At 56.0% G+C, this 23000-nt stretch carries 26 protein-coding genes; 9 read left to right on the plus strand and 17 right to left on the minus strand.

Features of this window, described 5'->3' with window-relative positions; all coding sequences use genetic code 11:
• Positions 1 to 72: 72 nt before the first annotated feature.
• Positions 73 to 2046, minus strand: a complete 1974-nt coding sequence (locus PVA19_RS15480) for an acyltransferase family protein (protein ID WP_274103272.1) — start codon at positions 2044 to 2046, stop codon at positions 73 to 75.
• Between the two features lie 200 nt (positions 2047 to 2246).
• Here PVA19_RS15480 and PVA19_RS15485 point away from each other — a divergent pair, with 200 nt between their 5' ends.
• The 5 genes from PVA19_RS15485 (at position 2247) to PVA19_RS15505 (ending at position 4482) form a co-directional block, all read left to right on the plus strand.
• A complete protein-coding gene (locus PVA19_RS15485; protein WP_274103273.1) occupies positions 2247 to 2492 on the plus strand; it encodes a DUF7940 domain-containing protein in 246 nt (81 codons plus the stop codon).
• Positions 2455 to 3042 carry a lysozyme gene (locus PVA19_RS15490; protein WP_274103274.1) on the plus strand — a complete coding sequence of 196 codons (588 nt, stop codon included), beginning with the start codon at positions 2455 to 2457 and terminating at the stop codon, positions 3040 to 3042. Before PVA19_RS15485 ends, PVA19_RS15490 begins: the two co-directional genes overlap by 38 nt.
• Positions 3039 to 3419 carry a hypothetical protein gene (locus tag PVA19_RS15495; RefSeq protein ID WP_274103276.1) on the plus strand — a complete coding sequence of 127 codons (381 nt, stop codon included), beginning with the start codon at positions 3039 to 3041 and terminating at the stop codon, positions 3417 to 3419. Before PVA19_RS15490 ends, PVA19_RS15495 begins: the two co-directional genes overlap by 4 nt.
• Before the next feature lie 317 nt (positions 3420 to 3736).
• Positions 3737 to 4021, plus strand: a complete 285-nt coding sequence (locus tag PVA19_RS15500; protein ID WP_274103278.1) for a hypothetical protein — start codon at positions 3737 to 3739, stop codon at positions 4019 to 4021.
• The gene (locus PVA19_RS15505; protein ID WP_274103280.1) at positions 4018 to 4482 is read left to right on the plus strand and encodes a hypothetical protein; all 465 of its coding nucleotides are present in this window, start codon (positions 4018 to 4020) and stop codon (positions 4480 to 4482) included. The genes PVA19_RS15500 and PVA19_RS15505 overlap by 4 nt, the downstream gene beginning before the upstream one ends.
• On the opposite strand, the gene PVA19_RS15510 is transcribed toward PVA19_RS15505, so the two are convergent.
• Positions 4470 to 4898: a hypothetical protein gene (locus tag PVA19_RS15510; protein WP_274103282.1), complete on the minus strand. Its 429-nt coding sequence runs from the start codon at positions 4896 to 4898 to the stop codon at positions 4470 to 4472. The genes PVA19_RS15505 and PVA19_RS15510 overlap by 13 nt on opposite strands.
• A 407-nt stretch (positions 4899 to 5305) precedes the next feature.
• A complete protein-coding gene (locus PVA19_RS15515; protein WP_274103284.1) occupies positions 5306 to 7174 on the minus strand; it encodes an ATP-dependent nuclease in 1869 nt (622 codons plus the stop codon).
• A 582-nt stretch (positions 7175 to 7756) separates the two neighbouring features.
• On the opposite strand from PVA19_RS15515, the gene PVA19_RS15520 reads away from it, so the two are divergent.
• A complete protein-coding gene (locus PVA19_RS15520; protein WP_274103285.1) occupies positions 7757 to 8443 on the plus strand; it encodes a hypothetical protein in 687 nt (228 codons plus the stop codon).
• Positions 8444 to 8498: 55 nt separating this feature from the next.
• Here PVA19_RS15520 and PVA19_RS15525 read toward each other — a convergent pair whose 3' ends face one another.
• The 4 genes from PVA19_RS15525 to PVA19_RS15540 form a co-directional block, all read right to left on the minus strand.
• Positions 8499 to 10055: a hypothetical protein gene (locus PVA19_RS15525; RefSeq protein WP_274103286.1), complete on the minus strand. Its 1557-nt coding sequence runs from the start codon at positions 10053 to 10055 to the stop codon at positions 8499 to 8501.
• Between the two features lie 62 nt (positions 10056 to 10117).
• On the minus strand, positions 10118 to 10930 hold the full coding sequence (locus PVA19_RS15530) for a hypothetical protein (protein ID WP_274103287.1): 813 nt from the start codon (positions 10928 to 10930) through the stop codon (positions 10118 to 10120).
• 257 nt (positions 10931 to 11187) lie between these two features.
• Entirely contained in the window at positions 11188 to 12123 is a 936-nt protein-coding gene (locus PVA19_RS15535; RefSeq protein ID WP_274103288.1) for a hypothetical protein, read from the minus strand.
• A 317-nt stretch (positions 12124 to 12440) separates the two neighbouring features.
• Positions 12441 to 13097 (minus strand): outer membrane protein, encoded by a 657-nt coding sequence (locus PVA19_RS15540; protein WP_113181025.1) that lies wholly within the window; start codon positions 13095 to 13097, stop codon positions 12441 to 12443.
• A 463-nt stretch (positions 13098 to 13560) separates the two neighbouring features.
• Between PVA19_RS15540 and PVA19_RS15545 the strand changes: the two genes are divergently transcribed.
• Positions 13561 to 13950 (plus strand): PAS domain S-box protein, encoded by a 390-nt coding sequence (locus tag PVA19_RS15545; protein ID WP_274103290.1) that lies wholly within the window; start codon positions 13561 to 13563, stop codon positions 13948 to 13950.
• A gap of 69 nt (positions 13951 to 14019) precedes the next feature.
• Here the strand turns inward: PVA19_RS15545 and PVA19_RS15550 are convergent, their stop codons facing one another.
• The 8 genes from PVA19_RS15550 to PVA19_RS15585 all read right to left on the minus strand — a co-directional run bounded on the left by PVA19_RS15550 (position 14020) and on the right by PVA19_RS15585 (position 20215).
• Positions 14020 to 14223 (minus strand): CsbD family protein, encoded by a 204-nt coding sequence (locus PVA19_RS15550; RefSeq protein ID WP_062425195.1) that lies wholly within the window; start codon positions 14221 to 14223, stop codon positions 14020 to 14022.
• 82 nt (positions 14224 to 14305) lie between these two features.
• Entirely contained in the window at positions 14306 to 14578 is a 273-nt protein-coding gene (locus tag PVA19_RS15555) for a hypothetical protein (protein WP_186330222.1), read from the minus strand.
• A 96-nt stretch (positions 14579 to 14674) separates the two neighbouring features.
• On the minus strand, positions 14675 to 15190 hold the full coding sequence (gene dps, locus PVA19_RS15560; RefSeq protein ID WP_274103294.1) for a DNA starvation/stationary phase protection protein Dps: 516 nt from the start codon (positions 15188 to 15190) through the stop codon (positions 14675 to 14677).
• 202 nt (positions 15191 to 15392) lie between these two features.
• On the minus strand, positions 15393 to 15653 hold the full coding sequence (locus tag PVA19_RS15565) for a hypothetical protein (RefSeq protein ID WP_062425157.1): 261 nt from the start codon (positions 15651 to 15653) through the stop codon (positions 15393 to 15395).
• Positions 15654 to 15782: 129 nt separating this feature from the next.
• On the minus strand, positions 15783 to 17300 hold the full coding sequence (locus PVA19_RS15570) for a tripartite tricarboxylate transporter permease (RefSeq protein ID WP_062425156.1): 1518 nt from the start codon (positions 17298 to 17300) through the stop codon (positions 15783 to 15785).
• Positions 17301 to 17391: 91 nt separating this feature from the next.
• On the minus strand, positions 17392 to 17886 hold the full coding sequence (locus PVA19_RS15575; protein WP_062439864.1) for a tripartite tricarboxylate transporter TctB family protein: 495 nt from the start codon (positions 17884 to 17886) through the stop codon (positions 17392 to 17394).
• The gene (locus PVA19_RS15580; RefSeq protein WP_062425154.1) at positions 17883 to 18827 is read right to left on the minus strand and encodes a Bug family tripartite tricarboxylate transporter substrate binding protein; all 945 of its coding nucleotides are present in this window, start codon (positions 18825 to 18827) and stop codon (positions 17883 to 17885) included. Before PVA19_RS15580 ends, PVA19_RS15575 begins: the two co-directional genes overlap by 4 nt.
• Positions 18828 to 19147: 320 nt before the next feature.
• Complete coding sequence (locus PVA19_RS15585) at positions 19148 to 20215, minus strand: ABC transporter substrate-binding protein (protein WP_245495323.1); 1068 nt, start codon at positions 20213 to 20215, stop codon at positions 19148 to 19150.
• 123 nt (positions 20216 to 20338) lie between these two features.
• On the opposite strand from PVA19_RS15585, the gene PVA19_RS15590 reads away from it, so the two are divergent.
• Together PVA19_RS15590 and PVA19_RS15595 are read left to right on the plus strand one after the other, a co-directional pair.
• Positions 20339 to 21019, plus strand: coding sequence for a response regulator (locus PVA19_RS15590; protein WP_062425152.1), 681 nt, complete (start codon positions 20339 to 20341; stop codon positions 21017 to 21019).
• Complete coding sequence (locus tag PVA19_RS15595; protein WP_274103298.1) at positions 21016 to 22389, plus strand: sensor histidine kinase; 1374 nt, start codon at positions 21016 to 21018, stop codon at positions 22387 to 22389. Before PVA19_RS15590 ends, PVA19_RS15595 begins: the two co-directional genes overlap by 4 nt.
• Positions 22390 to 22444: 55 nt before the next feature.
• Here PVA19_RS15595 and PVA19_RS15600 read toward each other — a convergent pair whose 3' ends face one another.
• Both PVA19_RS15600 and PVA19_RS15605 read right to left on the minus strand, forming a co-directional pair.
• On the minus strand, positions 22445 to 22804 hold the full coding sequence (locus PVA19_RS15600) for a hypothetical protein (RefSeq protein WP_062425150.1): 360 nt from the start codon (positions 22802 to 22804) through the stop codon (positions 22445 to 22447).
• A partial coding sequence (locus tag PVA19_RS15605) for a hypothetical protein (RefSeq protein ID WP_274103300.1) occupies positions 22801 to 23000 on the minus strand: 200 nt, incomplete at its 5' end. The genes PVA19_RS15605 and PVA19_RS15600, both read right to left, overlap by 4 nt.

The raw sequence follows: 23000 nt of genomic DNA on the forward strand, positions 1-23000 counted from the left end.
AGGAGGCGACCACCAAGTCATCAAGGCGTCGCCGTTCAACAAGAGATTTTATATCTGCGCGGGAGATGGTCATTAACGGTCCGCTGATGGAACGGCACTTCTGACCAAAATTTTATCTAACTGTGGGCCAAGCACCGAAGAGACAACGTGATCAGAAGCCGGCTTTGATAGATGACCGTAATCAGCAGTGCTTAATTCTGGAAGGCCGCGCTCGTTTTCCTCATAACGGGGGCATTTTGAATCTTTGCACAAAGCGTCTAATACGGACACATACTCCGCTCCTGCTTCCGTCACGGTTTTTCGGTACGCAACGTCGAATTTGAACAGCCCATCCATTAACCCGCTATCTGAATACCTAGGTATTCTCTTAAGATCGCTTTGGAACACGCCTAGTTCCTGCGCAACTAATTCCGGGAGAAACTTCTTCCATACTGGAACTTGCCCCAAAACGATAACGCGATGTTCTTTGGTAAGTTTTGATAAAGCCGCTCGGAAATCGCTAAAGTACGATGGGTATGACCACCGTTCATCAACCGGGATAGACCCTCCAGCGGCTGACCACTGGTACATGTACGCCGCCAGAATTATCAGGTCTGGCTTTTTTGAGTCGATCTCTTGTAGAACTTGCTTGTTAATTTCCTCGCAGCGTTTTGTGGCGGTCTCCGAACGGTTTTCGGGGAAGCCAGTGATCAAAGGTAAGCAATAAGTGGCGGTCATGGGCTTTAATTCGAAGCCTCTGGTAGAGGCCCATGACTTCAGAGATGAGTATACAGCCGCAGCATGAGAGTCGCCGATAAGAAGGACTTGCGGGGATTTTTTTGCGTCGTCTAAGTGGCACGTCGCGGAGAACCGAGACTCTTTATAAAGAAGGCACTCTTCCAGCTTTAGACTATCGTTGGTGTGTCGCGGCGTAACGGATGCAACACGCTTATCGTTGACGTCTTTCAGCATCGACGAGGCTAGTAAAATGAGACAGATTGATCCTGACATCACGGTTAGAAACTGTTTGGTTGATATCGCGGACTGTCTCCGGAAGGGCGTTTCAATATAGCGCCAAGAAAGATAGGAGACTGCGAATACGGCTCCGATCACCGCCGCTTTGTAAGTTGGATCTGAGAACAGCCCCGCTTCCTCAGCGATAACAAATGCTGGAAGATGCCACATGTAGATACTGTAGCTGAGCAAGCCCGTAAAAATAGCCGGACGGGATGACAACGCTCGGCCAAGCAAAGATACCCGCGTTGTGAAAAGTATCAGAAGACACGCAGACAAGGACGGAATGACAGAGAGCACGCCTGGGTACGCCACAGTTTCATCGAATAGATAGATGCATCCTCCGAGCGTCGCGACACTGGCCCATGTCGCTGCGGAACGTGCTCGCGGCCTCACAACGGCTGACAAATATGGCGCGAAAAGTGCCACATTTGCGCCTATAAGGATTTCCCATATCCGAGCCCAGAACATGTAGTAGGAGCCGGCCGGCTTAATCGCAGTCAGGATCACTGACAGGAACAGAAACGCTAGAGTTGCTCCGATAAGCGTTCCGCCCAGCCGGTGTCGCCATCTACCAAAAACAAATCCGAAGATGATCGGGAAAACTATGTAATATTTTTCCTCAATCGACAGACTCCAAGTGTGAAGCAGCGGTCGCGGGTAATCGACAGCGTCAAAATAACCCCCTGTCTTACGGAAATAAACCTCAGCTTTCAGTTCGAGAATCTTGGGGATGCTGCTTGCAAATCGAGAGAAGTCTCCTGGATTGAAAATGAAGAACGCCAGCGGCATGCATGCGGCGATTACGCATAGCAGCAGCGGAAGTATCCGGCGTGCGCGGCGTTCATAAAAATCTAGGAATTTGAAATTGCCACCTTTGAGGTCGCCATAGATCTTGGCCGTGATCAGATAGCCGCTGATTACGAAGAAGACGTCGACACCAACAAAGCCTCCTGAAAAACCGGGCAGATTTGCATGAAAAAATAGCACGGGCAGAACTGCAAGCGCACGCAACCCATCTATCTCTGGCCGATAGCCGTTCGACGTAAGCATTTATTACGAAGACCCTAATGAAATTTTAGACTGCGATAACAAGCGACATCTGAATTGGCAATCGCACAAAAACTCTAGATCCGTCCTAACTTCGGATCTTTTCTAGCAATCCGCAAAAACTGAGGGCAAAACGCCACACACCAAAATCTCCACGCAGGGGAGGGTTTGGGTGCGCGTGCCGACACTTCGGAGGACGTCCAATGCTCATTACAAACTGGTGGCAGGTGCTGAAACGCGCCTGGTCCATTCGCTGGATCGTGCTTGCCGGTCTGCTGTCCGGCTTCGAGGTCTTCCTCCCGATCATCGACGGATATGTCGACATTCCTCGCGGCATCTTCGCGGCGCTCTCCGGCGCGGCGACATGCGCCGCCTTTATCTCCCGCATCATGGTTCAGAAGGGTGTTTCAGATGCCGATCAACAAGATCAAGCCCACGACGCGCGGTAAGGCTGCCATCGCTACCGTGTTGGCGACCATCGCGGCAGGTGGCTACGCGTCTTATGACCGCTACGCAACCTCAGCGAAGATGGACCCTGCCGTGATCCTTGCTGTGGAGAAAGCTATCATGCCATGGGAAGGGATTGTCCTGAAATCCCACTGGGACCCATTCGCGAAGATCTGGGATATCTGCTACGGCGAGACGAAGGGCATTGGCCCCGGCATGACGAAGACGCGTGCGGAATGCAAAGACATGCTGCTTCGCCGCGTGCATGACGATTATTACCGGCAGATCATGACGTGCTCGCCGAATCTGGCGAAGGCGCCGACCAGCGTTCGCGCCTCGATGCTCTCCGGATCCTATAACTTTGGAGTCCCGGCTTGGTGCCGGTCAACTGCGAAGGCTCGGATCGAGGCCGGGCGATGGGAAGAGGCATGCCTGGCCCAGACGGCATTCAACAAAGCGGGCGGCATGATCGTCCGCGGTCTCGTCAATCGCCGTGAGATGGGGGATGCGCAGCGGGTCGGTGAAGCCGAGTTGTGTGCGAGCGGCCTATGAGCTTCCTTCCCACTACCATCATAGGTCGGGCCATCGCGTCCGTCCTCGTCGTCTTGTCGCTCTACGGCGGCTTCCGGCTCTGGCTGCACTCGCACGACTCCGCGATCCTGAAGGGCTATGTGCTGCTCTCCGAGAAGACAGCAGCCCAAGCCAAGGCGAACGAAATGGAGCGCCAGCGCAACGCAGCTGCGCAAGCTCTGGAAGACTACCGCAAGCGTGCGGTGGCCGACGCTCTCATTCAACAGCAGCTTGAAACAAGGCTCGAACAGGCGATCAAAGATGACAATCAAAACATGGATGACGGCGATTACCGCTGGAGCGATGCTGATCGTGTCTGGCTGTGCCAGCAAAGAGGCGAGGCTCATTGCAGCCGCTGATACGCGCGGCAAAGCGTCGGCCGGCGTGAGCCTGCCAGATCTTCCGGATGAGTGCCGGCAGAAGATGGCACGCGTGGTTCCAAAATACGGGACCGAGAAGCCTCGCAACACACAGCTGCGGTGGGAATTCTCGGCAGATTTCGAAGATCGCAAGATCGGCCGTTGCGCCGGTTTCTATGATCACGTCAGGGCTAATTTTAGGGGTGTGAAATGACGAATACTTTCAGGGTAGCTGGCACACGCCTTCCGTAAAGCCGCTAAAGGTCCATCAGCGTGGCCAAGGCCCCGCTCCCTTCCTTCGTCTCGAAAGCTATAAGATGACCGAAACTGCCATCCCGGACAAAATGCGGGACTTGCCGACGGAGACCCGCGAATGGATGGCGGGTCTGCGACCGGACGAGCTTAATACTCTCAAAGCGATTGTTGAGCTTCCGGAAGAAGACATCCGCGACGCATTCAAGCTGATCCGAGATATGCGGATTGTCGGTCGATACATGCGATGGGTGATCATCACCTGCATCTCGATCTTTGTCGGCACAGTCATGCTCTACGAGCAGTTCCTTAAATTCTTAGGCTTTTTCAAAGGGGGATCATCCCAATGAAGCGATTTTTGACAAAGCTTTTTGCCGCCTTCGTCGGAGCCCTCGCAGTGGTGGGCTCGGTCAATCTTGGGATCTGGGTGACTGATACTGACGCTCCCATCGAATACGAGAATGTCAGGGCGCTTGCAGACAGTGTGGAGCAGGGCGGGACGATCGAAGTCGAGTTTTCTGTTTTCCGCAAACGGATATGTCCGCTGGTGGCAAAGCGCTGGTTGCTCGATGCCAATAAGGAGCGACACTCGATTCCTCAATACACCGCAGGACTGAAGCTGCTGGCGGGTAGGGAGACCTATCGCAGGTCTATCACCATCCCCCCGGCCGCGGCGCCTGGTCCCGCTGAATATAGTGTGACGCTGGACTACATCTGCAATCCCCTTCACAACCTGGTCGGGCCGATCCGGGTTGTTTCGCCGGGCATCCGGTTCACGATCTTGCCAGCGAGCAAGCCTCAATCTTCTTGATCGGATCGGCCCATGAATCGGCAGCCTTCGCTGAGACGGATGATGCCTGATGAGTTGAACTTGTGCACCTGGTAGATGGCATTTGCCGCCACGACGTTATGCGCACCGCCCAGCTTTCGGATGCGGTGCCCGTCCGGCGTTATCTCGTCAATGCTGTGGTTGAACGCGTTATCGAAGAACGGCTTCTCGTCTGGGTTTGGCAAATCGAAGACGTATCGCTCTTGCCCGACCTCGCAAAAGAATATGCTTTCCCTACCATAGACCCAAGCGGTGACGATCTTGCCGCCCGGCATCTTGCCCCGCGCCTTATAACAGACCTGCCATTCATTGCCGTGGCAAACGAGAATCGGAAAGCTTAAGGGCTTTCTGATCGTCGTCCAAATTTCATCAGGGGTAATGAGTGATCGGGCGCGCATGGTCCTTCCTTTTTGTTCTATAAATGTTCTCGTTTGAAGGCAGAGTCAACCAATCGCCAGTAGCGATGAAAAAGGCCGTCCGGAGAAATCCGGGCGGCCTTTTTTTTGGGGGTCAAAATGTGATTTCTACCGTGGGTTACCACTAAAATTTCTGGTCTCGAACAACCGCCACTTGGATTGCTCGTACCACGCTAAGAGAACATGCCTAGAACAGAGTGTGCCGACTTTCGTGTGACCGAAGTGCGCCGTTTGTTCCGGTTTGTCCGACATGTCCGAGGGGGTAAGCCCTGTTTTCTATAAAGAAATTTGGCTGGGGAACCTGGATTCGAACCAAGATCGACGGAGTCAGAGTACGCAACTCAAGTGAATTGCTCCATCAGCGGCAATCCACTGTTCAGTTTCAAACGCTACTCGCCTCTTATCAGTCGGGACACACTAGTGATTGGGTCATCCGCTGGGTTGATTTTTAGAGGGAAGCAATCGATGTCAAGGATTTCGCTTCTCATATTGACTATCAAGTAGCCGTTCTCTTGCGATATGTCGAACAGGCTGGAAAATGGGTGATGCATGGTCATCAAAAGCCTGGAGATGTCTATGTCCGGGTTATCTCTAAGTTTCGCCACGATGGGAGCTAAGATCGTGATTATTGCATCCCGCACCTGCTCTGCTTCGTCAATTATTTCAGTCTGTGCCGCACGACTTAGGCACCTTACAACATCTGCGTATTGTTCCTTAACCGCCGATGCGCTATTCTCTTTGAAGGTGATCACCTCCTCCGTAGCGGCTCCGGGTTTTCCATCAAGATCTTCAACATCCGTCTCATAGTAAGACTCGATCGTCCCCTTCCTGAGTATGAAGCAACCTCCTGCTTCTAAGGCGTCGAGCACCTTTGCCAGTCTCACCCTCATCGTTTTAAATTCAGGAGGTAGCACTGCAACGTCGTTTGCAAACATTGCAGAAAATGCAGATCGCCGTCTCAGTAGCGTTTCGTTATCATCATCCTTTTTCTTTTTCCAATATAGCGTGTCTTCGGCCAAGGGTTGGATCACTGACCATGAGGATTCCAGTAGTTGGGTAAAAGAAGTCTGCGTAACTGTGTACAGTTTGATCAAACTCTCGTGAGACATCGACACCGCCGCCTCATTAGCAGGCTCGCTGTCAGAGAACGCTAGCACCAGATCGTTTCCGTCCGTAAACGCGTCCGCATCAGCTAGAACTATCGGCGTCTTTCCCATCAACTTCAAAAGTTTCACAACTACAGGAAATTGACCTTTCCCGACGACTGGAAGGATTTGTGATCCGCCTGCCTCGATGTGAATACCGAGCTTACTACAAAGTCCTGAGCATATGATGGAGTCTGACGGTCCCTCAACCAGTAAAGGTGAATTGGCAAAGAACGAGAGCTTATGTTCTTGGCCCATTCTACTAATCAATTCCGCTACCTTCCGACTTTTGAGTTCAGGAGTTGTCGCGGGTATCTGAGTGGGGGGCGTTGTAACTGACGAAGTGAAGACTATGTTCGCAAGATCGTTGGGGTGATCAATCTTTAAGAACTCGGTTGAGTGCGTGCTGATTACGACAATTTTTTTGTTGCCCAATCCGGGCGCTCCCGCAACTCCCATTGTTTCTCTTAGTAAGAAAGCTTGTAATTGCGGGTGAAGTGATACTTCAGGCTCATCCAGTAACAGGACGCCCGTCTTATCGTCGTAAATCGCCGAGAGCAGCCCCACTAGATGGAGCAGGCCTGATGCTTCCCTCGCTGCCGAATACGGAGCACCTCTCGAACTATCCGAAGAGAATTCAGCTTTTAGTGACCCATTATTCCACCTAAGAGAGATGTCCCGTCTAAATAATTTCTTGAGCCGCTCTCGAATTTTCAACTGTATGTCGGGTCGCTCGGCTATGTTTTGATAATCGCCTTCAAGTGTCTCTAATATGTGTCGGCTTGCTCGCTGGTCATAACTTCCGAAACTCGCTTGCTCATATTGAATAGTTCCACCGTATATATTGTGGATTGAACGATACTGCTCGGTTGTCCCAATTCGACCTGCTGATATGAATCTCGTGTGTTTTCCTTGGGCAAACTGAGGTAGGGTTTCTTTTAGAGCTCTAAGGATATGGGTTTTTCCTGACCCGTTGGGCCCCAATAATACGGTCAGTCCAGAATTCAACGTGAATGTAAATTCGAGCGCCGCACTGCTCGTCTGGCCTGTTCTTAAGGAGAGCGTTGCGCTCTTGGGGAAAAAATCCAAATTCTCAGAGTTGGTAACGTTCAAAATTTCCCCTCCCTAAAGCCACAGTAGTACTTTCCGATAGTGATCGGCGCGGCATCTCTCCCACCTAAAGCTTAACGCCGGTCGGGGTTAACAAGCACACCAGGTTCTTACTGAGTTCTCCTCTTAAAGGAAACAACCTAAACGGCTAAAGTCGCCTTGTACCCTTGCTTACGCGCAAAATTTTCCGAGGCTAAATCGGGGGGATGGTATTGATCGGTCTCCCGCTACCATTATTTCCATTGTCCGAACCGAAGACATAGGTAACAGTTTGTACCTAAGACATAGGTGACAAACTCGTGCCGAACGGATTGTCGATTGTATCCTGTCGCGCGTGTACCCCGTAGCGCTTTTTCGGAATTTTGACACGAGATATCGGAATTCGCCGACATTCCATAACCTCTGACAAATTCGAACCTTCTGTGATTGATTGGTCGGAGCGCGCAGCCGAAACATCTCAGAACTGGACGAATCGAGCGATTAGAAGTTCCATGTGAAAAAGCGAGGTCACATGGCGAAGTCTCCAGGCAGTTGTGTTTTTGCGGCGGGTCAGGGCTCTCAAAAGAGCATCTGTGGCCTCAGTGGATGGCAAGGCTACTGAAGCTGTTCGCAGGTCCGGAAGGCACAGGTTCTACCACTCGAACGAAGGCCAACCACATGACTGTAGGGGTGCCTTTTGTCTACCGGACTAAGAAACGGATGCAAGGCCACTTATTCAACAAGAAGCTCAGAGTTGTCTGTCAGTCGTGCAACAATGGCTGGATGAGCCAGATGGAAGAGGACTGTAGGTTCATTGGCCGTATGATTATTGGGCTGCCGATTATCCTCGACCCGCCAGCTTTGGAAGGCCTGGCAACGTGGATTGCAATGAGAGCAATGGTCTTCGAACGTGATGACCCGTCTACCGCCGCGATTCCTCGTAGCGACTACAGGTACTTAATGGAACACAAGCAGCCACCCCCTAATTGGCACATCTGGATCGGTTTTTACGACGGAAGGGCTTGGCAGGTTCGGTTCAAACATACGGCGGTGCATGCAGCAACTACATTTTCGGTGAGAATGGAGCCCAATCTTCAGTCTACCAGTTTTGGGGCCGGCCACTTATTTGTTCATGCTGTTAGCACTACAGTTGAAGGGGTCGAGCCGAGACCTCCGACGATAAGCGCCATGATGAAGATCTGGCCGCCTCGAACTATGCCATTGCATTGGCCACTTCCTTTCGCCACTGACGACGATATGGCGAATGCTTTCGGCTACATGTTCGATTTGTAGCAGTCTCAAAGAATGCGGGCTTCTCAACCCGCATTCTGTTCTGCCTAAGCGTAGCTCACATGGGCATACTTGAGAGTTCGCCAAGCTTTCTCTCGATCACTTTCATCGCCGGCTGTAGCCATGCACCCTCCGGCGTCTTGGATAGGGCGACACCGAAAGTCAGAACATGATACAGAACGATAACTGTGACTACCGTGCCACCGACGGTAAGGACTGCTTGGGCGGGCTTTTTCACCAGTTCGTTGAAGCAAGCTGCTATCACGTTCAGCACTGTTCGACTTACGCCTAGCCGGGTGCGCGGGGTATCGGCTCTGTCGTTCCAATCCGCAGCTTGCCAGAGCGCAGTTGGAACACTTTCGTCCACTGACTGTCGGTTTTCGAGGTCAGCTGCCAACACTCTAGCTACTTTCGCAAACAGCTCAGCGTCCTCTTTCGAGTATCTATCCTCAGCAGCGTTCTCGGAGAACCGCTGCCAATCTACGAACTGCGATGCGTAACCTTTGACGCTCTCGGCGTATGAAGAAAGCAAATTTTGTAAACTACTCGACAGCTCCTCGCTCGCAGCGTTGATTTGCCCTTCAAACGATGAGCAATGCAAGCCGATTTCGATAACACTGGCCTCACGCTTAATCGCCTCCACCAATCTCGTAAACGATCTAAGGAGTCGCGGATGATTAGAGTTTTGCAAGTCCAATGCAATATCTTCCGCAAGCTCACCCAGTGCTGTTGATGCAGCCTCAGCAATCGCTTTCGATTCAAGTTTCGGATGCGATGCCTGCGGTTGCAGAGCGAGGCGCTCGTCGGTAACGACAAATTGAAATGGCGCTAACACCTGCTCAGCATGAGGAGCTCCCGGGTAATCCTCTAGCCCAGCGTTTCGACGAAGCATTAATCGGAGGTACCGAACAATTTCGCGAGCGCCCTTCACAAGCGCATTTAATTCAGTGTCTACTTCGTCACTTAAAATAAGGGGGAAATGTCTGCAGACATCTTCGAGGGCAGCATCCAATCTTTCTGTACTATTTAAACGCGTATCCTGACCGGCGAAACGCAGATTAATGTGCAGAGATTGAATCCGGTCGATTTTATCGAAAAATTCCGGAGCTGCTGGGAGATCTGAAATTTCGCGTGCTGCCCTCGTTCGCAATATGCGACCAGCGGCATCGATAGCGTTTCCTATCCGCCTGATTTCGTTTTCTACCTCTGCTTCCCAATCGAATTGTCCGGCCGAGAGAGAGCGCAAGCCTTCGCCGTTGGATCTCCGGGTTTGCTCATTAAAAAAATCGCGAATTACGTCTAGCCCTGCGGAGATGTCATCCAACATTTGGGAAACAGGTATCCCGTTTCGACGCAGTGACAGAAAGCGGGACAACTCAGGCTGAGATTTTAGGCGGTCAACAGCGACGTGAACCTGCTCGATAGGTCGCCACATTTCATAGGCGCCCTCTTTATGCATGGTGTCAAGGTTAGATCTCGCGTGTCTCATAATCTCGATGGCATTATATCTCTCATCAGAATTATCGGCATCGTTTTGGATGAGAGCCGTGACCTCATCCACCAGCCTGTAGCAGTCGTCAAATATTCTTACCGCGTCACCTTGAAGAGCAAGCATTCGAAGCCTCCTTAAATGCAGTTTGGTAGATATGGCTTCTTTGTTCTGAATACTAGCTCGTGCTAAACTATACCTAACTCAACTCGATCGTAGCTCGCGAGTTTCGCATAGCCTGCGGCCATCAAATGCACTCGGTCAGGCTGGAAGATCGTCGTATTATAGGTGTTGGTGGCGAACTGGCGGGGATCAAACTCAGGGTAGTTTCTCCGGTCGACAAGCTTCTTGATCCCGAGAGCTGACAGTCTCGGCAACAGCCAGTCCCCGTAGTCGATAAAGGTCTGGTTGTTCTGCGCCTGCATAGAAGCAAACCCGCGAGCTATAGGCGTACCAACGTAGATGTTGACGTTCGGATCGAGAGACCGCTCGGCCGCTATGGTGGGTATCAGGCAATCTTCGATCAGGTTGGGACGGCCTTTGGAGGGGTCGCCGTAGAGCGTGTATCCAGCCTGCATTGCGTGCGTGACGTCATTGGTGCCAAAGTCGAGGAACACGTTGTGCTCCTGACCGGGGAAGTAGATCGAGCCGCCAGCAGCCTGATAATGATCGAGCCACGCTTCCCCATTCTGATAGGAGACGCCCGGCTTTGACCACATGCGCTGGCTGTCCCGTCCCCAGTTGCGGATGAGACATGACTTTTTCTGCCACCACGCGGCCATCCGAATGAAGTCAGGCGCGAACGGGTCAGCATCTTCCTGAAGAATGTACGGGTTGCCACCCTGCGCCAGAAGTTGAGCCCAGTATCGGTTCAGCGGGTCCTGTAGTTCGGTGAAGGTGGATGAACCGGCAACACCATTGACGAGGCTGGTGCCACGAATATCCCAGATGACGTTGAGAAGGCCGTCGTTTGCGTTCGAGACCGCGTCAGAGGTTGCCACGAGGGCCGGTGAGGTTGGAGCTGTCTGTGTCCGAGTGTCACCAGGTTCGAACACGGAGGGAGCGGCGTCGAGGAGATCGTACAGAGCGTCAGTTAGGACGATCCACCGTTCACTGCCCCGCGCCATGATGGGGCCCGGCGAAAGAACGCTCCGCTTCCATTGCAGTCTGTCAAAGCAGCGGCGGAGAAAGAACCGCATGTTCGTGGTCTCAGCCATGCTTTCCCCGGGCAGGACCGCAACGGGGCGAACGTACCAAGTCAAGCGATCACCGTGTCGAGATAGGCATTGATCTTTGCTCGACGGATGGCGTCAGGAATTTCTGCCAGTACCACCGCTGCGAAGAGTTCTCCGAAGAAGGTGCCGCTGTTAGCTCCGGTTGGACTAGCGCGTTGCCCGAGTGAGACCGTGGTCGCGTCAGCCGTGTTTAGCTTCTTGTCTGACTCGGTGGGGAGCCAGCTTGTATTCGCAATAAGTCTGCCATTCTCGTAGATCGCTTGCGAGGCGGTCTCTCGCGACAAATCAATTTCCCATCCGGCATGCACTTTTGTGTCGCTGGCCAGTGAAGGTATTCTAGGAGAAATAATCGAGGTCCTAGCGACTGTGCCATCGGTTATCGCAACGCTGGAGAATGGCTGACGCCCAGTTCTGCCGCCCGAAAGCTGCGCTGCAAGGCGGTCCCGCGATGATCCGTTCCCGCGAGGCGTTGCCTTGGTCGACGCCTGGGTGACCGCCAAAACTACGCGACGCTTGGTGTTAGCCCCGTAAGACGCACCGTCTAGGCGGAACGCGGCGTAAATCGAAATGAAGGACAGCCCATTTGCAATGTCTTTTAGGAAGCTTGTCAGGGTCTGGCCGTCAGCATCAAAAAGAATCCCTCCGTTCGGACCGAGCCTTGGCTGGCTGCTTTTATCGCCATTTGCGAATCCACGGCCGTTGCCAAATAAATCCTCGATGGCACCCACCGTAGTCCTGCCGCCAGTGTTGTCCGTCATCATAAACGACGTCTGGCGTGTATCAATCCAAAGACGCCCATTGCTAGCGCCGAACGGTGGAATTGGCAGGCCGGCGACCTCTTCAGCCTCGGTAGGTGCCACCGCTAACGCGCTACCTGAGCCAATGGTAAGCGATGGAGCTATTGTGCCAGCCGAGAGCACACCAAGGCCAACGATCAGGTTTCTTCGATTGCTGTCCAATGCGAGCCTCCGTCGCTCGGCGTAACGATACCGATGGTCTCGTACTGTCAGACAGATGATAGCCGCAACCGGCCCGCCAATGCTAGTCTCGCTACCCGCAGCACAAGCCGTCAGCTTTCAATGTGCTTGTTGCAGCATTGAGGCAGGTCACTATCCCAACCGCGCTATCTTGGTTCAGCAGAACAATCGATGCTGCTGCCTGCAGAAATAGAATCAAGAGAATGCCCGGTAGGTTTGACAGTGGGGTAAGGTCACACCAGACAAAAAAAGCCCGGCGAAACGGCCGGGCTTTCTTAGGTATATATGATCTTCTAACCTTAGAACTTCACGCCAAGACCGACGCGGATCGCGTGTTGGTCGACGTCGGAGTTAAGCGTTGCGCCGCCGCCGAGGTCGAAGTCCTTGTCGCCGAAGTCGGTGTAGCGGTATTCGATGCGGCCGAACATCATGTCGGTGAAGGCGTAGTCTACGCCCACGCCAACGGTGTAGCCGTTGAAGGTTTCCTTTTCGCTGGCGCCTGGGACTTCAGCGAAGCCACGGGCATAGGCCCAGCCGGCGGTACCATAGACCAGTGCGCGGTCGAAGGCGTAGCCGACGCGGCCGCGGACGGAGCCCTGCCAGTCGAGACCGTAGTCAACCGTGGCGATGCCGCCGAGGTCTGCCGTGTCATCCGCCCAGTTCTTTTCGAAGTCTGCTTCAAGGCCGACGACCCAATTGTTGCCGAGTTCGTGGTTGTAGCCGACGAAGCCGCCGAGAAGGCCGCCGTCGACGTCAGCAGAACCGGTTGCGCCCAGCAGCGAAACGTCCTGGTTGGCCCAGTTATAGCCGCCCTGGATACCGATGTTGAAGCCAGTCCAGCTGAAGGCAGGGGCAACGTCGGCGACGGGTGCAGCCGGGGTTTCGTAAACGGCGTCCGCTGCCATTGCAGTCGAGGCTGCGAGAAGGAATGCCAGTGTGGCGATGGTCTTTTTCATGGTCTTTACTCCCTTATATGAGGGAGTACTAAAACGCATTTTGGTTGAAAAATCTGTAGATTTTATGCAACAGTTACCGATCGATAGGCCAAAAAATCCCTTTGAAGTTGCGTTGCGGTTTGCGCGCGCAGAGGAGCTCAAGCTGTTCGTTCTCATCACAGCAGGGAATAGGCGTTGTCAGTACGCCCGGCCTCGCGCCGTGCCCTGTATATTCCAAGATCAAATAGGCCCTAATACTTGTAAGTGCATACAAATCTTGGGAATATTTGGCGCGTCCAGCCTCTTTCTGCGCACAAATTTCGTTGATAGTGTTGTTTTTATGAAATCGACACTTCACCCGGCGCGGATATAAATGTTAGGCTCTCCTTAAGTTCCCCGTACCGGCAATAGCGCCACGGATGTGCGCAAGCGGTCTGCGCCTCCTGAATGATTGACGGGGTGCGATCAGGATTTGGAGTGGGACATGGATTGCCTGTTGGGCAGGGACCCGAGTGAAGTTGGGTATCATACTTGGGACATCATCGAGAACCGATTGTCGCTCGATCGCGTCTGCGCAGCAATGTGTGGCGTGCCGGAGGCGGAAGGGGCAGAGGGGCTTCCGATCGAGGCCTTTTTGATGAAGATCGACCTTGCCAATAGAGAGCGGGTGGCGAAGGCCATCCATGACAGTCTTCTCTACGGCAATTTCTACCAGGAAGAATATCCGGTTGAATATGAGCCTGGTCTGTTTCGTCTCGTGCGGGTGGGCGGTCGGTTAATCTACGACCGGGACGGCGTGCCTCTCAGGGGGATCGGCTGGATGGTGGATGTCAGTCCTGAAAAGATACTCGGCGAGGGCGTCACCCGCCAGTAACGCAATCCAAACGTGAAAACGGGCCGCGTGTTACGCAGCCCGTTTTCAGATAGATTTGCTAGTGTGCGGTTACCAGCCCTGGCGACCGTACCAGCTGTCGACGTCGCTCTTGACGCGATCCTTTTCAACGCCGTAGCGCTCCTGGATCTTACCCTCCAGCTGGTCGCGCTTGCCTGCGATCTGGTCCAGATCATCGTCAGTGAGCTTGCCCCATTGCTCCTTGATCTTGCCCTTGACCTGCTTCCAGTTACCTTCGACGCGGTTCCAGTCCATGGTGGTGTCTCCTCTATTAAATCATGGTGATATAACGGGCGCATGAAGCTGTGGTTCCAATAAATGAATGATTGATAATTCGTTAAAATCTGATTCGACATCCGATTCGATCAGGTGTAAAAATTAAGTGTTCATGGAAATTAACATCGTTTGTCAGCATGTTGCGGGAGGATGAGCCTTGTCGTACGCGGCATTTCAACGAGTCGGCGGACAGTTGTCGCCCCAGCAGGTCACGGATCTGCAGACTATCTTTGACGGTGTTTGTTTCGAATGCTTGGAGGATCGCAGCAGTCAGGTGGCGAATGAATGTGCCGCCGTGCTGATCAGAAGCGCCCAGCGCGGCATTCTTGATCACGACATGCTTCGGGACATCGGCCGCGCAGTCTTGCGGCGGCATTAGTTGGCAATATCTTGGTGAAAGCGCCCGGTCTTGGCCGGGCGCTTTGTCGTGTCAGGCTTTTTCCTGAACGTGCGCTTCGAGGAACCACAGTGACTTGTCGAGATCGCGCGAGGCGGCGGTGAAGATATCCGCCGTGCTGGCGTCGCCTGCCTCATTCGCCTCATCGATCGACTTGCGAACGAGATTGGCGACATCGCCATAGCGCTCGATCAGCTCATCCAGATGATCATGGATCTTATAGATATCTGTCGGATAGGCCTTGAGCTTGGTGGTGGACGAGACCGCCTGAAGGCTGCCAAGTGCGGTGCCGCCGAGCTGGACGGCGCGCTCTGCGATAATGTCGGTGTGGTTGTCGATCAGCTTGCGGAAGCTGTCGAGAAGCTCGTGCACGGCAATGAACTGCGGACCCTTGAGGTTCCAGTGTGCCTGCTTGGTAAGGAGTGCCAGATCGATCATCGAAGCCAGCGCTTCGTTCAAAAGCCCGATCACCGTGGATTTGGTGTTGGAGGGCAGGTCGTTTCTGGTCTTGTGGGTCTTCATCTTCTTCTCCTGGACGGTCGCGGCCATGCGCCGCTTGTGCTGTTCAGGAGAGGAACGGGCAGCGGCTTATGATGTTCCGCTGCCGTCGAAGGGACGATGGAAAATTTGCGCGGCGCTTAAAGCGTGTCGCGATCTTTCAGATTCGCTCCATACGCTTTAAGTCCTTGTTTTGTCGCATGTCGTTATCGCAAAACCGCTGCACACCTTTGCGCGACATGCTTTAGCGCGGTCAGTTTTCCGGATAGTCGCTGATGATTTCGCGGCGGAGAAGGGTTAGCGAACGGTCCGGTTCGATCCGATAGGTTTCCAGCGCAAGGCGTCCGTCGCCGGTGCGGAAGCTATGGCTGAAGGTGGAGCCTGCGGGCGACTTCACCAATCTCTCACGCGGCTGTCCGCCATAGGTAATGCTGCCGGGAATGGGTTCGACGGTGGACCCGGCTGTGGAGCAGGAGGCAAGCGCCAGAACGAGGAGAAGGCCGAGTTTACGCATGGTGGCTCCCGTTGAATCTAGGTGAAGTATGAGTGTGTAACTCAGGCTCTTCGCGTCTGTTCCAAAGGAAAGAGCCCCGCATCGTGCAAGATACGGGGCTCTTCGTCTTGGGAGGTGTTCTGGTTACGATCAGTCTTCGTTGGCCGCAAGCTGCGTCAGAACCTGGCCGCGTCCGCGAATACGCATGATCAGCGGAACGATGAAGGCTGCGGCGGCCACGAGGAAGAGGCCGACGGCGATGGGCGAGGTGAAGAGGACGCTCGGGTCACCCTGGCCGATGGCAAGTGCACGGCGCAGCTGTTGTTCGGCAAGCGGTCCGAGGATGAGGCCAACGACGGCGGGCGCGATCGGATAGCCGAAGATGCGCATGATGTAGCCGAGGATACCGAAGGCGAGCAGCATGCCGAGTTCGAAGACCGATGGATTGGCGCCGATGGTGCCGAGCGTCGCAAACAGCAGAATGCCGGCATAGAGCCATGGCTTCGGGATGGTCAGCAGCTTCACCCACAAGCCAATCAGCGGCAGGTTGAGAACCAGCAGCATGAGGTTGGCGATGAAGAGGCTGGCGATCAGGCCCCAGACGAGCTGCGGATTGGTGGCAAACAGCAGTGGACCGGGCTGCAGGCCATATTGCTGGAAGCCCGCGAGCATGATGGCGGCGGTTGCCGTGGTGGGCAGGCCGAGTGTCAGGAGCGGAACGAGCGTGCCGGCAGCCGATGCGTTGTTGGCCGCTTCGGGACCGGCAACGCCTTCGATGGCGCCTTCGCCGAATTCTTCCGGATATTTGCTCAGCTTCTTCTCCGTCGCATAGGAGAGGAAGGTACCGATTTCGGCACCGCCGGCAGGCATTGCACCGATGGGGAAGCCGATCAACGTGCCGCGCAGCCATGGCTTCCAGGAGCGTGCCCAGTCCTGCGCGCTCATCCAGATGGAGCCCTTGACGGCTTCGATCTTGTCCTGGCCAGTCTGGCCCTGTGCAACGATGAAGAGCGTCTCGCCAATGGCGAACATGGCAACGGCAAGCGTCGTGACTTCGACACCATCGAGAAGGTCCGGAACGCCGAAGCTCATACGCGTCTGCCCGGTCAGCTGGTCGATGCCGATGATGGCAAGCGTAAAGCCGATGAAGAGCGAGGTGAGGCCGCGCAGAGCCGAATCGCCGAATGCCGACGAGACGGTGACGAAGGCGAGAACCATCAGCGCGAAATATTCGCGCGGGCCAAAGACCAGTGCCAGCTTGACGATGTAGGGCGCGACGAAGGCAAGTGCGATGGTGGCGATCAGTCCGGCGACGAAGGAGCCGATGGCGGCGGTGGCAAGTGCCGGGCCGCCACGACCCTTGCGGGCCATCTTGTTGCCTTCGAGTGCGGTGACGATCGAGGCGCTTTCGCCTGGCGTGTTCAGAAGGATCGAGGTGGTCGAGCCGCCATACATGCCGCCGTAATAAATACCGGCAAACATGATGAGCGAGCCCGCGGGATCGAGCCTGTAAGTGACGGGCAGAAGGAGTGCCACGGTAAGAGCCGGGCCGATGCCGGGCAGAACGCCGACGGCCGTGCCGAGTGTCACGCCGATCAGCGCGTAGAGCAGGTTCATGGGTTGGGCTGCAACCTCAAGACCGTGCAAAAGGAATTCGAATGTGCTCATGGACAGATGTTCCCCTGTCGGGCGAGGCTGCCGCGGAATTCGCGTCCCACTGCGGTCAAACCTCTGATCTTTGTTGTTTTATAATTTGCGGTCAGATGAAGAGCTGCTCGATCGGGCCAGCGGGTAGAGACAGCTGCAGCAGGCGGGCGAAGATGAACCACACGACGAAGCTGATCGCGATACCGAGCGGGATCGAATAGTGGAGCTTCTTCTTGCCAAAAGCGCGCGCGGTGAAGGCAAACAGCAGGCCGGTGGCAATGGAAAAGCCCGCAACCTTCAAAAGCAACATCTGTGCGGCAAGGCCTGCAACGACCCAGACCACGGGTCCGACTTCCTGGTGGTCGCGCTCTGGGAAATCCCCACGCCAGGCTTCGATCGCCGTCCAGATTGCCAGACCCACAAGACAGAAGCCGATGGCGTAAGGTACCGTTGCCGGACCGACAGGCGAGTAGCCGGTGACGCTGGCCAGACGGCCTGAATCCCAGAAGATGACAGCGGCAATGGCGACCAGCGCCACGGCGATGAGGAGCGCCGCCCAATCAGGGCGGCGTTTTTGTGATTGTGAGGGGTTGATACCCTGGCTCATTTTACAAGTCCGATGTCTTTGAGAATGGTTTCGGTCGCGGCCGTATCCTTGGCAAGCTCCGCCTTGAAGGCTTCACCGGCGAGGTAGGTGTCCGTCCAACCCTTGGTCTTCAGCGTTTCCTGCCACTTGGCGGATTTGACCAGCTTCTCGATATCGGCGTTCACAGCCTTTTCCTGATCCGCCGTCAGGCCGGGAGGAGCGGCAACCATGCGCCAGTTCTGCACGACCACATCAAGGCCGCTTTCCTTCAGCGTCGGTGCGTCGACGCCTGCAAGCTTCTCTGCGCTGGTGACGGCGAGTAGGCGAAGCGTTCCGGCCTTCACCTGGCTTTCGAATTCGCCATAGCCGGAAATGCCGGCGGTGACCTGGGCGCCGAGGATGGAGGCAAGTGCTTCGCCGCCGCCGGAATAGGCGATGTAGTTGATCTTGGTCGGATCGACGCCCGCAGCCTTGGCAATCAGGCCCGCCGTGATGTGGTCGGTGCCGCCAGCCGAACCGCCGCCCCAGGACACGCTGCCCGGATCCTTCTTCAGCTGTGCGACCAGATCGTTGATGTTCTGGATCGGCGAGGAGGCAGGAACGACGATCGCTTCAAATTCGCCGGTCAGGCGGGCAATCGGGGTGACGTCGTTCAGCGTAACGGGCGCCTTGTTGGTAAGGATGGCACCCACCATGACGTAACCGCCGACGATCAGCGCGTTGGCGTTGCCCTTCTGCTGGCTTGCGAACTGGGCAAGACCGATGGTGCCGCCAGCGCCTGGAACGTTTTGAACCTGCACGCTCTTGGAAATGCCCTCTTCCTGCAGAACCGTCTGCAGCGAGCGGGCCGTCTGGTCCCAGCCGCCGCCCGGATTGGCAGGCGCGATGATGGTGTAATCAGCGGCTGCTGCGGGAAGAGCGATGGCGCCAGCCAGAAGCGAGGCGAGGAAAAAATGCTTCAAAGTGAATCCTCCTTGAATGCCGTTTCGGCATTGTTGCGATCATTGACAACGGAAGGAGCACGCAAATTTACCGACCTGGCGCGAAGACGCTGCCTGTTGAACGGTATGATGCGATGAGACTTGCCTCCCGCTTCCCCGGCCGCCTCCACGGCATGAAGAAGAATTGCAGAGCACCATACAAAGCTGTCATTTAACTGACGCGGGGTGAAGGTTGCGGTGTTTACGGGCTGTTAATTTTTACGAGAGGGTGTTTTGTTTCAGTCGCATCACGCCGGGCATCCCTCATTCCTGTCACAAGGACAGGAGTGAGTAGCGGGGTATTACTGCGACCGCAGCGCCTCGTTCCAGCGCTCGATGATGCGGGCGCGCTTGACCTGGTCGAGATAGACCATCAGGCCGGGGCTGACGGGAACAGGGCGCAATTGCGCACCGTGGATCGCCTGCATGGTGTTGGCAGTGTTTTCGCCGGCCACTTCCGGGCTGACGGCCGGGATCTGCAGTTGCCGTGCCATGATCGTCTGGCCTTCCTTCGACATGAAGAACTGCAGATAGCGGCGGCCGAGTTCTGGATTGGCTGCGGCTTGTGGCACGAGGCCGATGCGTGACATGACGACGGTATAATCGCTTGGCAGCATGATGCCGACATCCGGGTGGCGGGCAGCCCAGTCGGCGGCGTATGAACCGAGGATGTTGTAACCCAGCACGAAGCGGCCATCGGAGATGCGCTCGAGAATGGCTGAGCTGGTGGAGTAGACCTTTACGCCCGCGGCACCCATGGCCTTGATGACATTCCAGATATCGCCGAACTGCTCCTGGTCGCGCGACATGAAGAGAAAGCCGACGCCGGAGCGCTCGATATCATAGGTGGCGATGCGGCCGTGGATATCCTTGGCATGGCGCTGAAGATAGTCGACGAACTCGGCGCGGCTTGTCGGTGGCTTCTCGTTGACGAAGCTCGGCTTGTGATAGACGAAAACGGCGGGCTCGAAGGTCAGCGCGTAAGCGGTGTTGCGCCAGTTGGCCCAGGCGGGCCAGAGCGCGCTGCCGGGCAGGTCCGAGCGCTGGGCGTAGCCGTCATTGCTGAGCTTGACCTGAAGGTCCATGGCGGAGGAAAAGGCAAAATCGGCGGTCTTCTTGCCGCTATCGGTCTCTGCCACGATGCGGTCGTAGATCTCGCCGGTCAGCATGTCCTCATAGGAGACGGCCACATCCGGGTTGGCGCGCTGAAAGCCTTCGATCATCGGTGTGGCGAGCGGCTCATCGAGCGAGGAATAGACCACCAGCGTTTGCGCATCCTTCTTCCCCGAAAGCGCGGGAAAGAGCATCGGCTGCGCTTGCGAGGCGGCAGTGCCGAGAAGGACAAGACAAAGGGCAAGGGCAATACGCATGGGCGCAATCATGCCGCAGGGCGTTGTTCTTCACAAGCGGGGTTCATGAGCGGTCGCTTCGAGATGGGCATTCACAAGCGCGAGCGACTTCGCTAACGTCCGTATGAGAGAGGGATTTTAGGTTTGCGCATTCTGCTGGTGGAGGACAATCAGGTTCTGTCGGAGGGACTGTCGGCGCTGTTGCGTGGCAGTGGCTATGCCGTGGACGTGGTGTCCGATGGCAATTCGGCCGATGCGGCAATTGCCGCTGAAAACTTCGACCTTGTCATTCTCGATCTCAATCTTCCGGAGAAGGATGGCATCGATGTGCTGCGCTCCATGCGCGCGCGCCAGGACAAGGCCGCCGTGTTGATCCTGACGGCGCGCGGCACGCCCGAGGAGAAGGTGAGGGGGCTCGATCTCGGCGCCGACGACTACATGATCAAGCCCTTCGACATTGCCGAGTTCGAGGCGCGGGTGCGGGTGCTTCTGCGGCGCAATGCCGGCCTGCGTTCCTCACTCGTCAGCTTCGGCAACGTCTCCTTCGATCTCACCTCGCGCACCTTTTCCGCCGGTGGTCATCCGCTCGATCTTCCGGCGCGCGAAGTGGCGCTGCTGGAGGTCCTCTTCATGCGGGCGGGCAAGGTGGTGGCGAAGGAGGCGATCGTCCAGTCGCTGACGGGCTTTGACGACGAGCTTTCCGGCAATGCCATCGAGCAATATGTCAGCCGGTTGCGCAAGCGTCTTGCACCCCACGGGCTGACGGTGAAGACGGCGCGTGGCATTGGCTACTATCTCGAAAGGCTGGCCGAGGCCGCCGAATGAGAAAGGTCGCCTATTCGCTTCGGCGCAGGCTTCTCGGCTGGCTCTTGGTGTCTACCGCGATCATCGGCTGCGTGGCGCTTGCCGACACCTATCGCGAAGCGATCAACACCGCCAATATCGTCTCGGACCGTGTGCTCTCCGGTTCGGCGCTTGCCATTGCCGAGCGCGTCGTGGTGGCGGAGAACGGCACGCTGGAAGTCGATATTCCCTATGTCGCGCTGGAAATGCTGACGTCAGCTGCGCAGGATCGCGTGTTTTACCGGGTGGATGGGCCGAACGGCCAGTTTCTCACCGGCTACCAGAACCTTCCTTCGGTGAATGGCCTGCAAGGGGATAGCCCGCGCTATATGGACGGCGTGTTCCGTGGCGAGCCGATCCGGATCGCGGGCCTTCGCCGCTTTGCCTCCACCGGGATCAACTCCGTGCCCTTCACGGTCACGGTGGCGGAAACCACCATTGCCCGCAGCCGCCTTGCCCGCGCCATCATCCTGCGCTCGGCGCTGCGATTGCTGCTGATGATCCTCGGTGCCGCAGCGATTGTCTGGGTGGCAGTGACTATATCGCTTCGGCCTCTCTATCGCTTGAGCGAGGCGATCGACGAGCGCAGCCCGGACGATCTGCATCCGATCCGTCAATCCGTACCGGTCGAGGTCGAGAACCTGGTGGAGACGGTCAACTCCTTCATGGTACGGCTGCAATCGGCGCTCGATGCTCTTCGCCATTTCACCGGCAACGCCAGCCACCAGTTGCGCACGCCGCTTGCCATCATCCGCACGCAGCTGGCGTTGGCCGCGCGTGCCCAGACGCTGGAAGAGGCCAAGGCAGCAGCGAAGAAGGGCGATGCTTCCGTTGCGCATGCCGAGCATATTCTGGCGCAGCTTCTGCGCATGGCCAATATCGATGCCGCGGGCTCCGGCGAGAAGCAGAGCCTCATCGCTGTCGATCTCGTTTCACTTGCCCAATCGGTAACGGCGGATTTCGTGCCGAGTGCGGCAGACGCCGATATCGATCTCGGTTTTGAGGAGGTGGAGCCCGCGACCGTCGAGGCTGAACCGCTGCTGCTTCGCGAACTTCTCGGCAACCTCATCAGCAATGCGATTGCTTATGCGGGACGCGGCAGTGAGATCACCGTGCGGGTGCGCAAGATCGATGGCAGGGCCTGTCTGGAAGTAGAGGACAACGGCATCGGCATCCCACCGGAGAAGCGCGCTATCGTGCGCCAGCGCTTTGCGCGCGGCGAGGGGAATGTGGCGCCCGGCGCTGGGCTGGGCCTGGCGATCGTCGAGGAGATCGCAACGCTCTTCAAGGCGGAGCTGGTTCTCGAAGATGGCGCGGGTGGACAGGGGCTGAAAGCGTCGATCCGGTTCTGATCGACAAGGGTGAAGCGGCAGGGCAGCGCATCGCCACCCTGCCACATCCAATGGCTTAATCGTTCATCTTGTCGATGAGCTGCATCATGATATCGGCGCAAGCTTTCATCGGTTCATCGTCGGCGCATTTAACGTCGATCTTGGTTTCGCCGCTCTCGATGCGGAAATGCGCACCCTTGGAAGGTGGCGGCGGCGGAGGCATATGACCGCGCGGGCCGTCCGGACCTGGACCATCTGGGCCGGGGCCACGCTCCATAGGACCGCGAGGGCCTGGTGGCGGTGGCGGCGGCGGAGCGTCGGGCTTTGCCATTCCGTCAGCCGGCGCTGCCGGCGGAGGCGGCGGTGGTGGCTGCTGGGCAAAGGCGGTTCCGGCCGCAAGGAAAAGCGCGGCGCCGGCGATAATCAACTTTTTCATGGGGAAGCCTCTTGGTTGGACTGCGCAAAAGAAACGGCACGGAGCGCCGTCAGTTGCTTATGGTCCAAAATTATTTTTGGCTTCCCCGGGAAGACGCTGCCTACAGCATCGGCCCGAAAATCGGAATCGATTTTCGGAAAGCACGATGCGTAGATCAAAGAAGATAGAGCGTCCTTTGTGCGTCCAATAGGACGCA

The organism is Agrobacterium sp. CNPSo 3708, from assembly GCF_028674915.1.
Taxonomy (GTDB): Bacteria; Pseudomonadota; Alphaproteobacteria; order Rhizobiales; family Rhizobiaceae; genus Agrobacterium; species Agrobacterium cavarae.

Bases quoted from the DNA above. Each gene is read 5' to 3' on its own strand.
- PVA19_RS15480 (WP_274103272.1), bottom strand. From the start codon at position 2,046: ATGCTTACGTCGAACGGCTATCGGCCAGAGATAGATGGGTTGCGTGCG.
- PVA19_RS15485 (WP_274103273.1), top strand. From the start codon at position 2,247: ATGCTCATTACAAACTGGTGGCAGGTGCTGAAACGCGCCTGGTCCATT.
- PVA19_RS15490 (WP_274103274.1), top strand. From the start codon at position 2,455: ATGCCGATCAACAAGATCAAGCCCACGACGCGCGGTAAGGCTGCCATC.
- PVA19_RS15495 (WP_274103276.1), top strand. From the start codon at position 3,039: ATGAGCTTCCTTCCCACTACCATCATAGGTCGGGCCATCGCGTCCGTC.
- PVA19_RS15500 (WP_274103278.1), top strand. From the start codon at position 3,737: ATGACCGAAACTGCCATCCCGGACAAAATGCGGGACTTGCCGACGGAG.
- PVA19_RS15505 (WP_274103280.1), top strand. From the start codon at position 4,018: ATGAAGCGATTTTTGACAAAGCTTTTTGCCGCCTTCGTCGGAGCCCTC.
- PVA19_RS15510 (WP_274103282.1), bottom strand. From the start codon at position 4,898: ATGCGCGCCCGATCACTCATTACCCCTGATGAAATTTGGACGACGATC.
- PVA19_RS15520 (WP_274103285.1), top strand. From the start codon at position 7,757: ATGGCAAGGCTACTGAAGCTGTTCGCAGGTCCGGAAGGCACAGGTTCT.
- PVA19_RS15525 (WP_274103286.1), bottom strand. From the start codon at position 10,055: ATGCTTGCTCTTCAAGGTGACGCGGTAAGAATATTTGACGACTGCTAC.
- PVA19_RS15540 (WP_113181025.1), bottom strand. From the start codon at position 13,097: ATGAAAAAGACCATCGCCACACTGGCATTCCTTCTCGCAGCCTCGACT.
- PVA19_RS15545 (WP_274103290.1), top strand. From the start codon at position 13,561: ATGGATTGCCTGTTGGGCAGGGACCCGAGTGAAGTTGGGTATCATACT.
- PVA19_RS15550 (WP_062425195.1), bottom strand. From the start codon at position 14,223: ATGGACTGGAACCGCGTCGAAGGTAACTGGAAGCAGGTCAAGGGCAAG.
- dps (WP_274103294.1), bottom strand. From the start codon at position 15,190: ATGGCCGCGACCGTCCAGGAGAAGAAGATGAAGACCCACAAGACCAGA.
- PVA19_RS15565 (WP_062425157.1), bottom strand. From the start codon at position 15,653: ATGCGTAAACTCGGCCTTCTCCTCGTTCTGGCGCTTGCCTCCTGCTCC.
- PVA19_RS15570 (WP_062425156.1), bottom strand. From the start codon at position 17,300: ATGAGCACATTCGAATTCCTTTTGCACGGTCTTGAGGTTGCAGCCCAA.
- PVA19_RS15575 (WP_062439864.1), bottom strand. From the start codon at position 17,886: ATGAGCCAGGGTATCAACCCCTCACAATCACAAAAACGCCGCCCTGAT.
- PVA19_RS15585 (WP_245495323.1), bottom strand. From the start codon at position 20,215: ATGCGTATTGCCCTTGCCCTTTGTCTTGTCCTTCTCGGCACTGCCGCC.
- PVA19_RS15595 (WP_274103298.1), top strand. From the start codon at position 21,016: ATGAGAAAGGTCGCCTATTCGCTTCGGCGCAGGCTTCTCGGCTGGCTC.
- PVA19_RS15600 (WP_062425150.1), bottom strand. From the start codon at position 22,804: ATGAAAAAGTTGATTATCGCCGGCGCCGCGCTTTTCCTTGCGGCCGGA.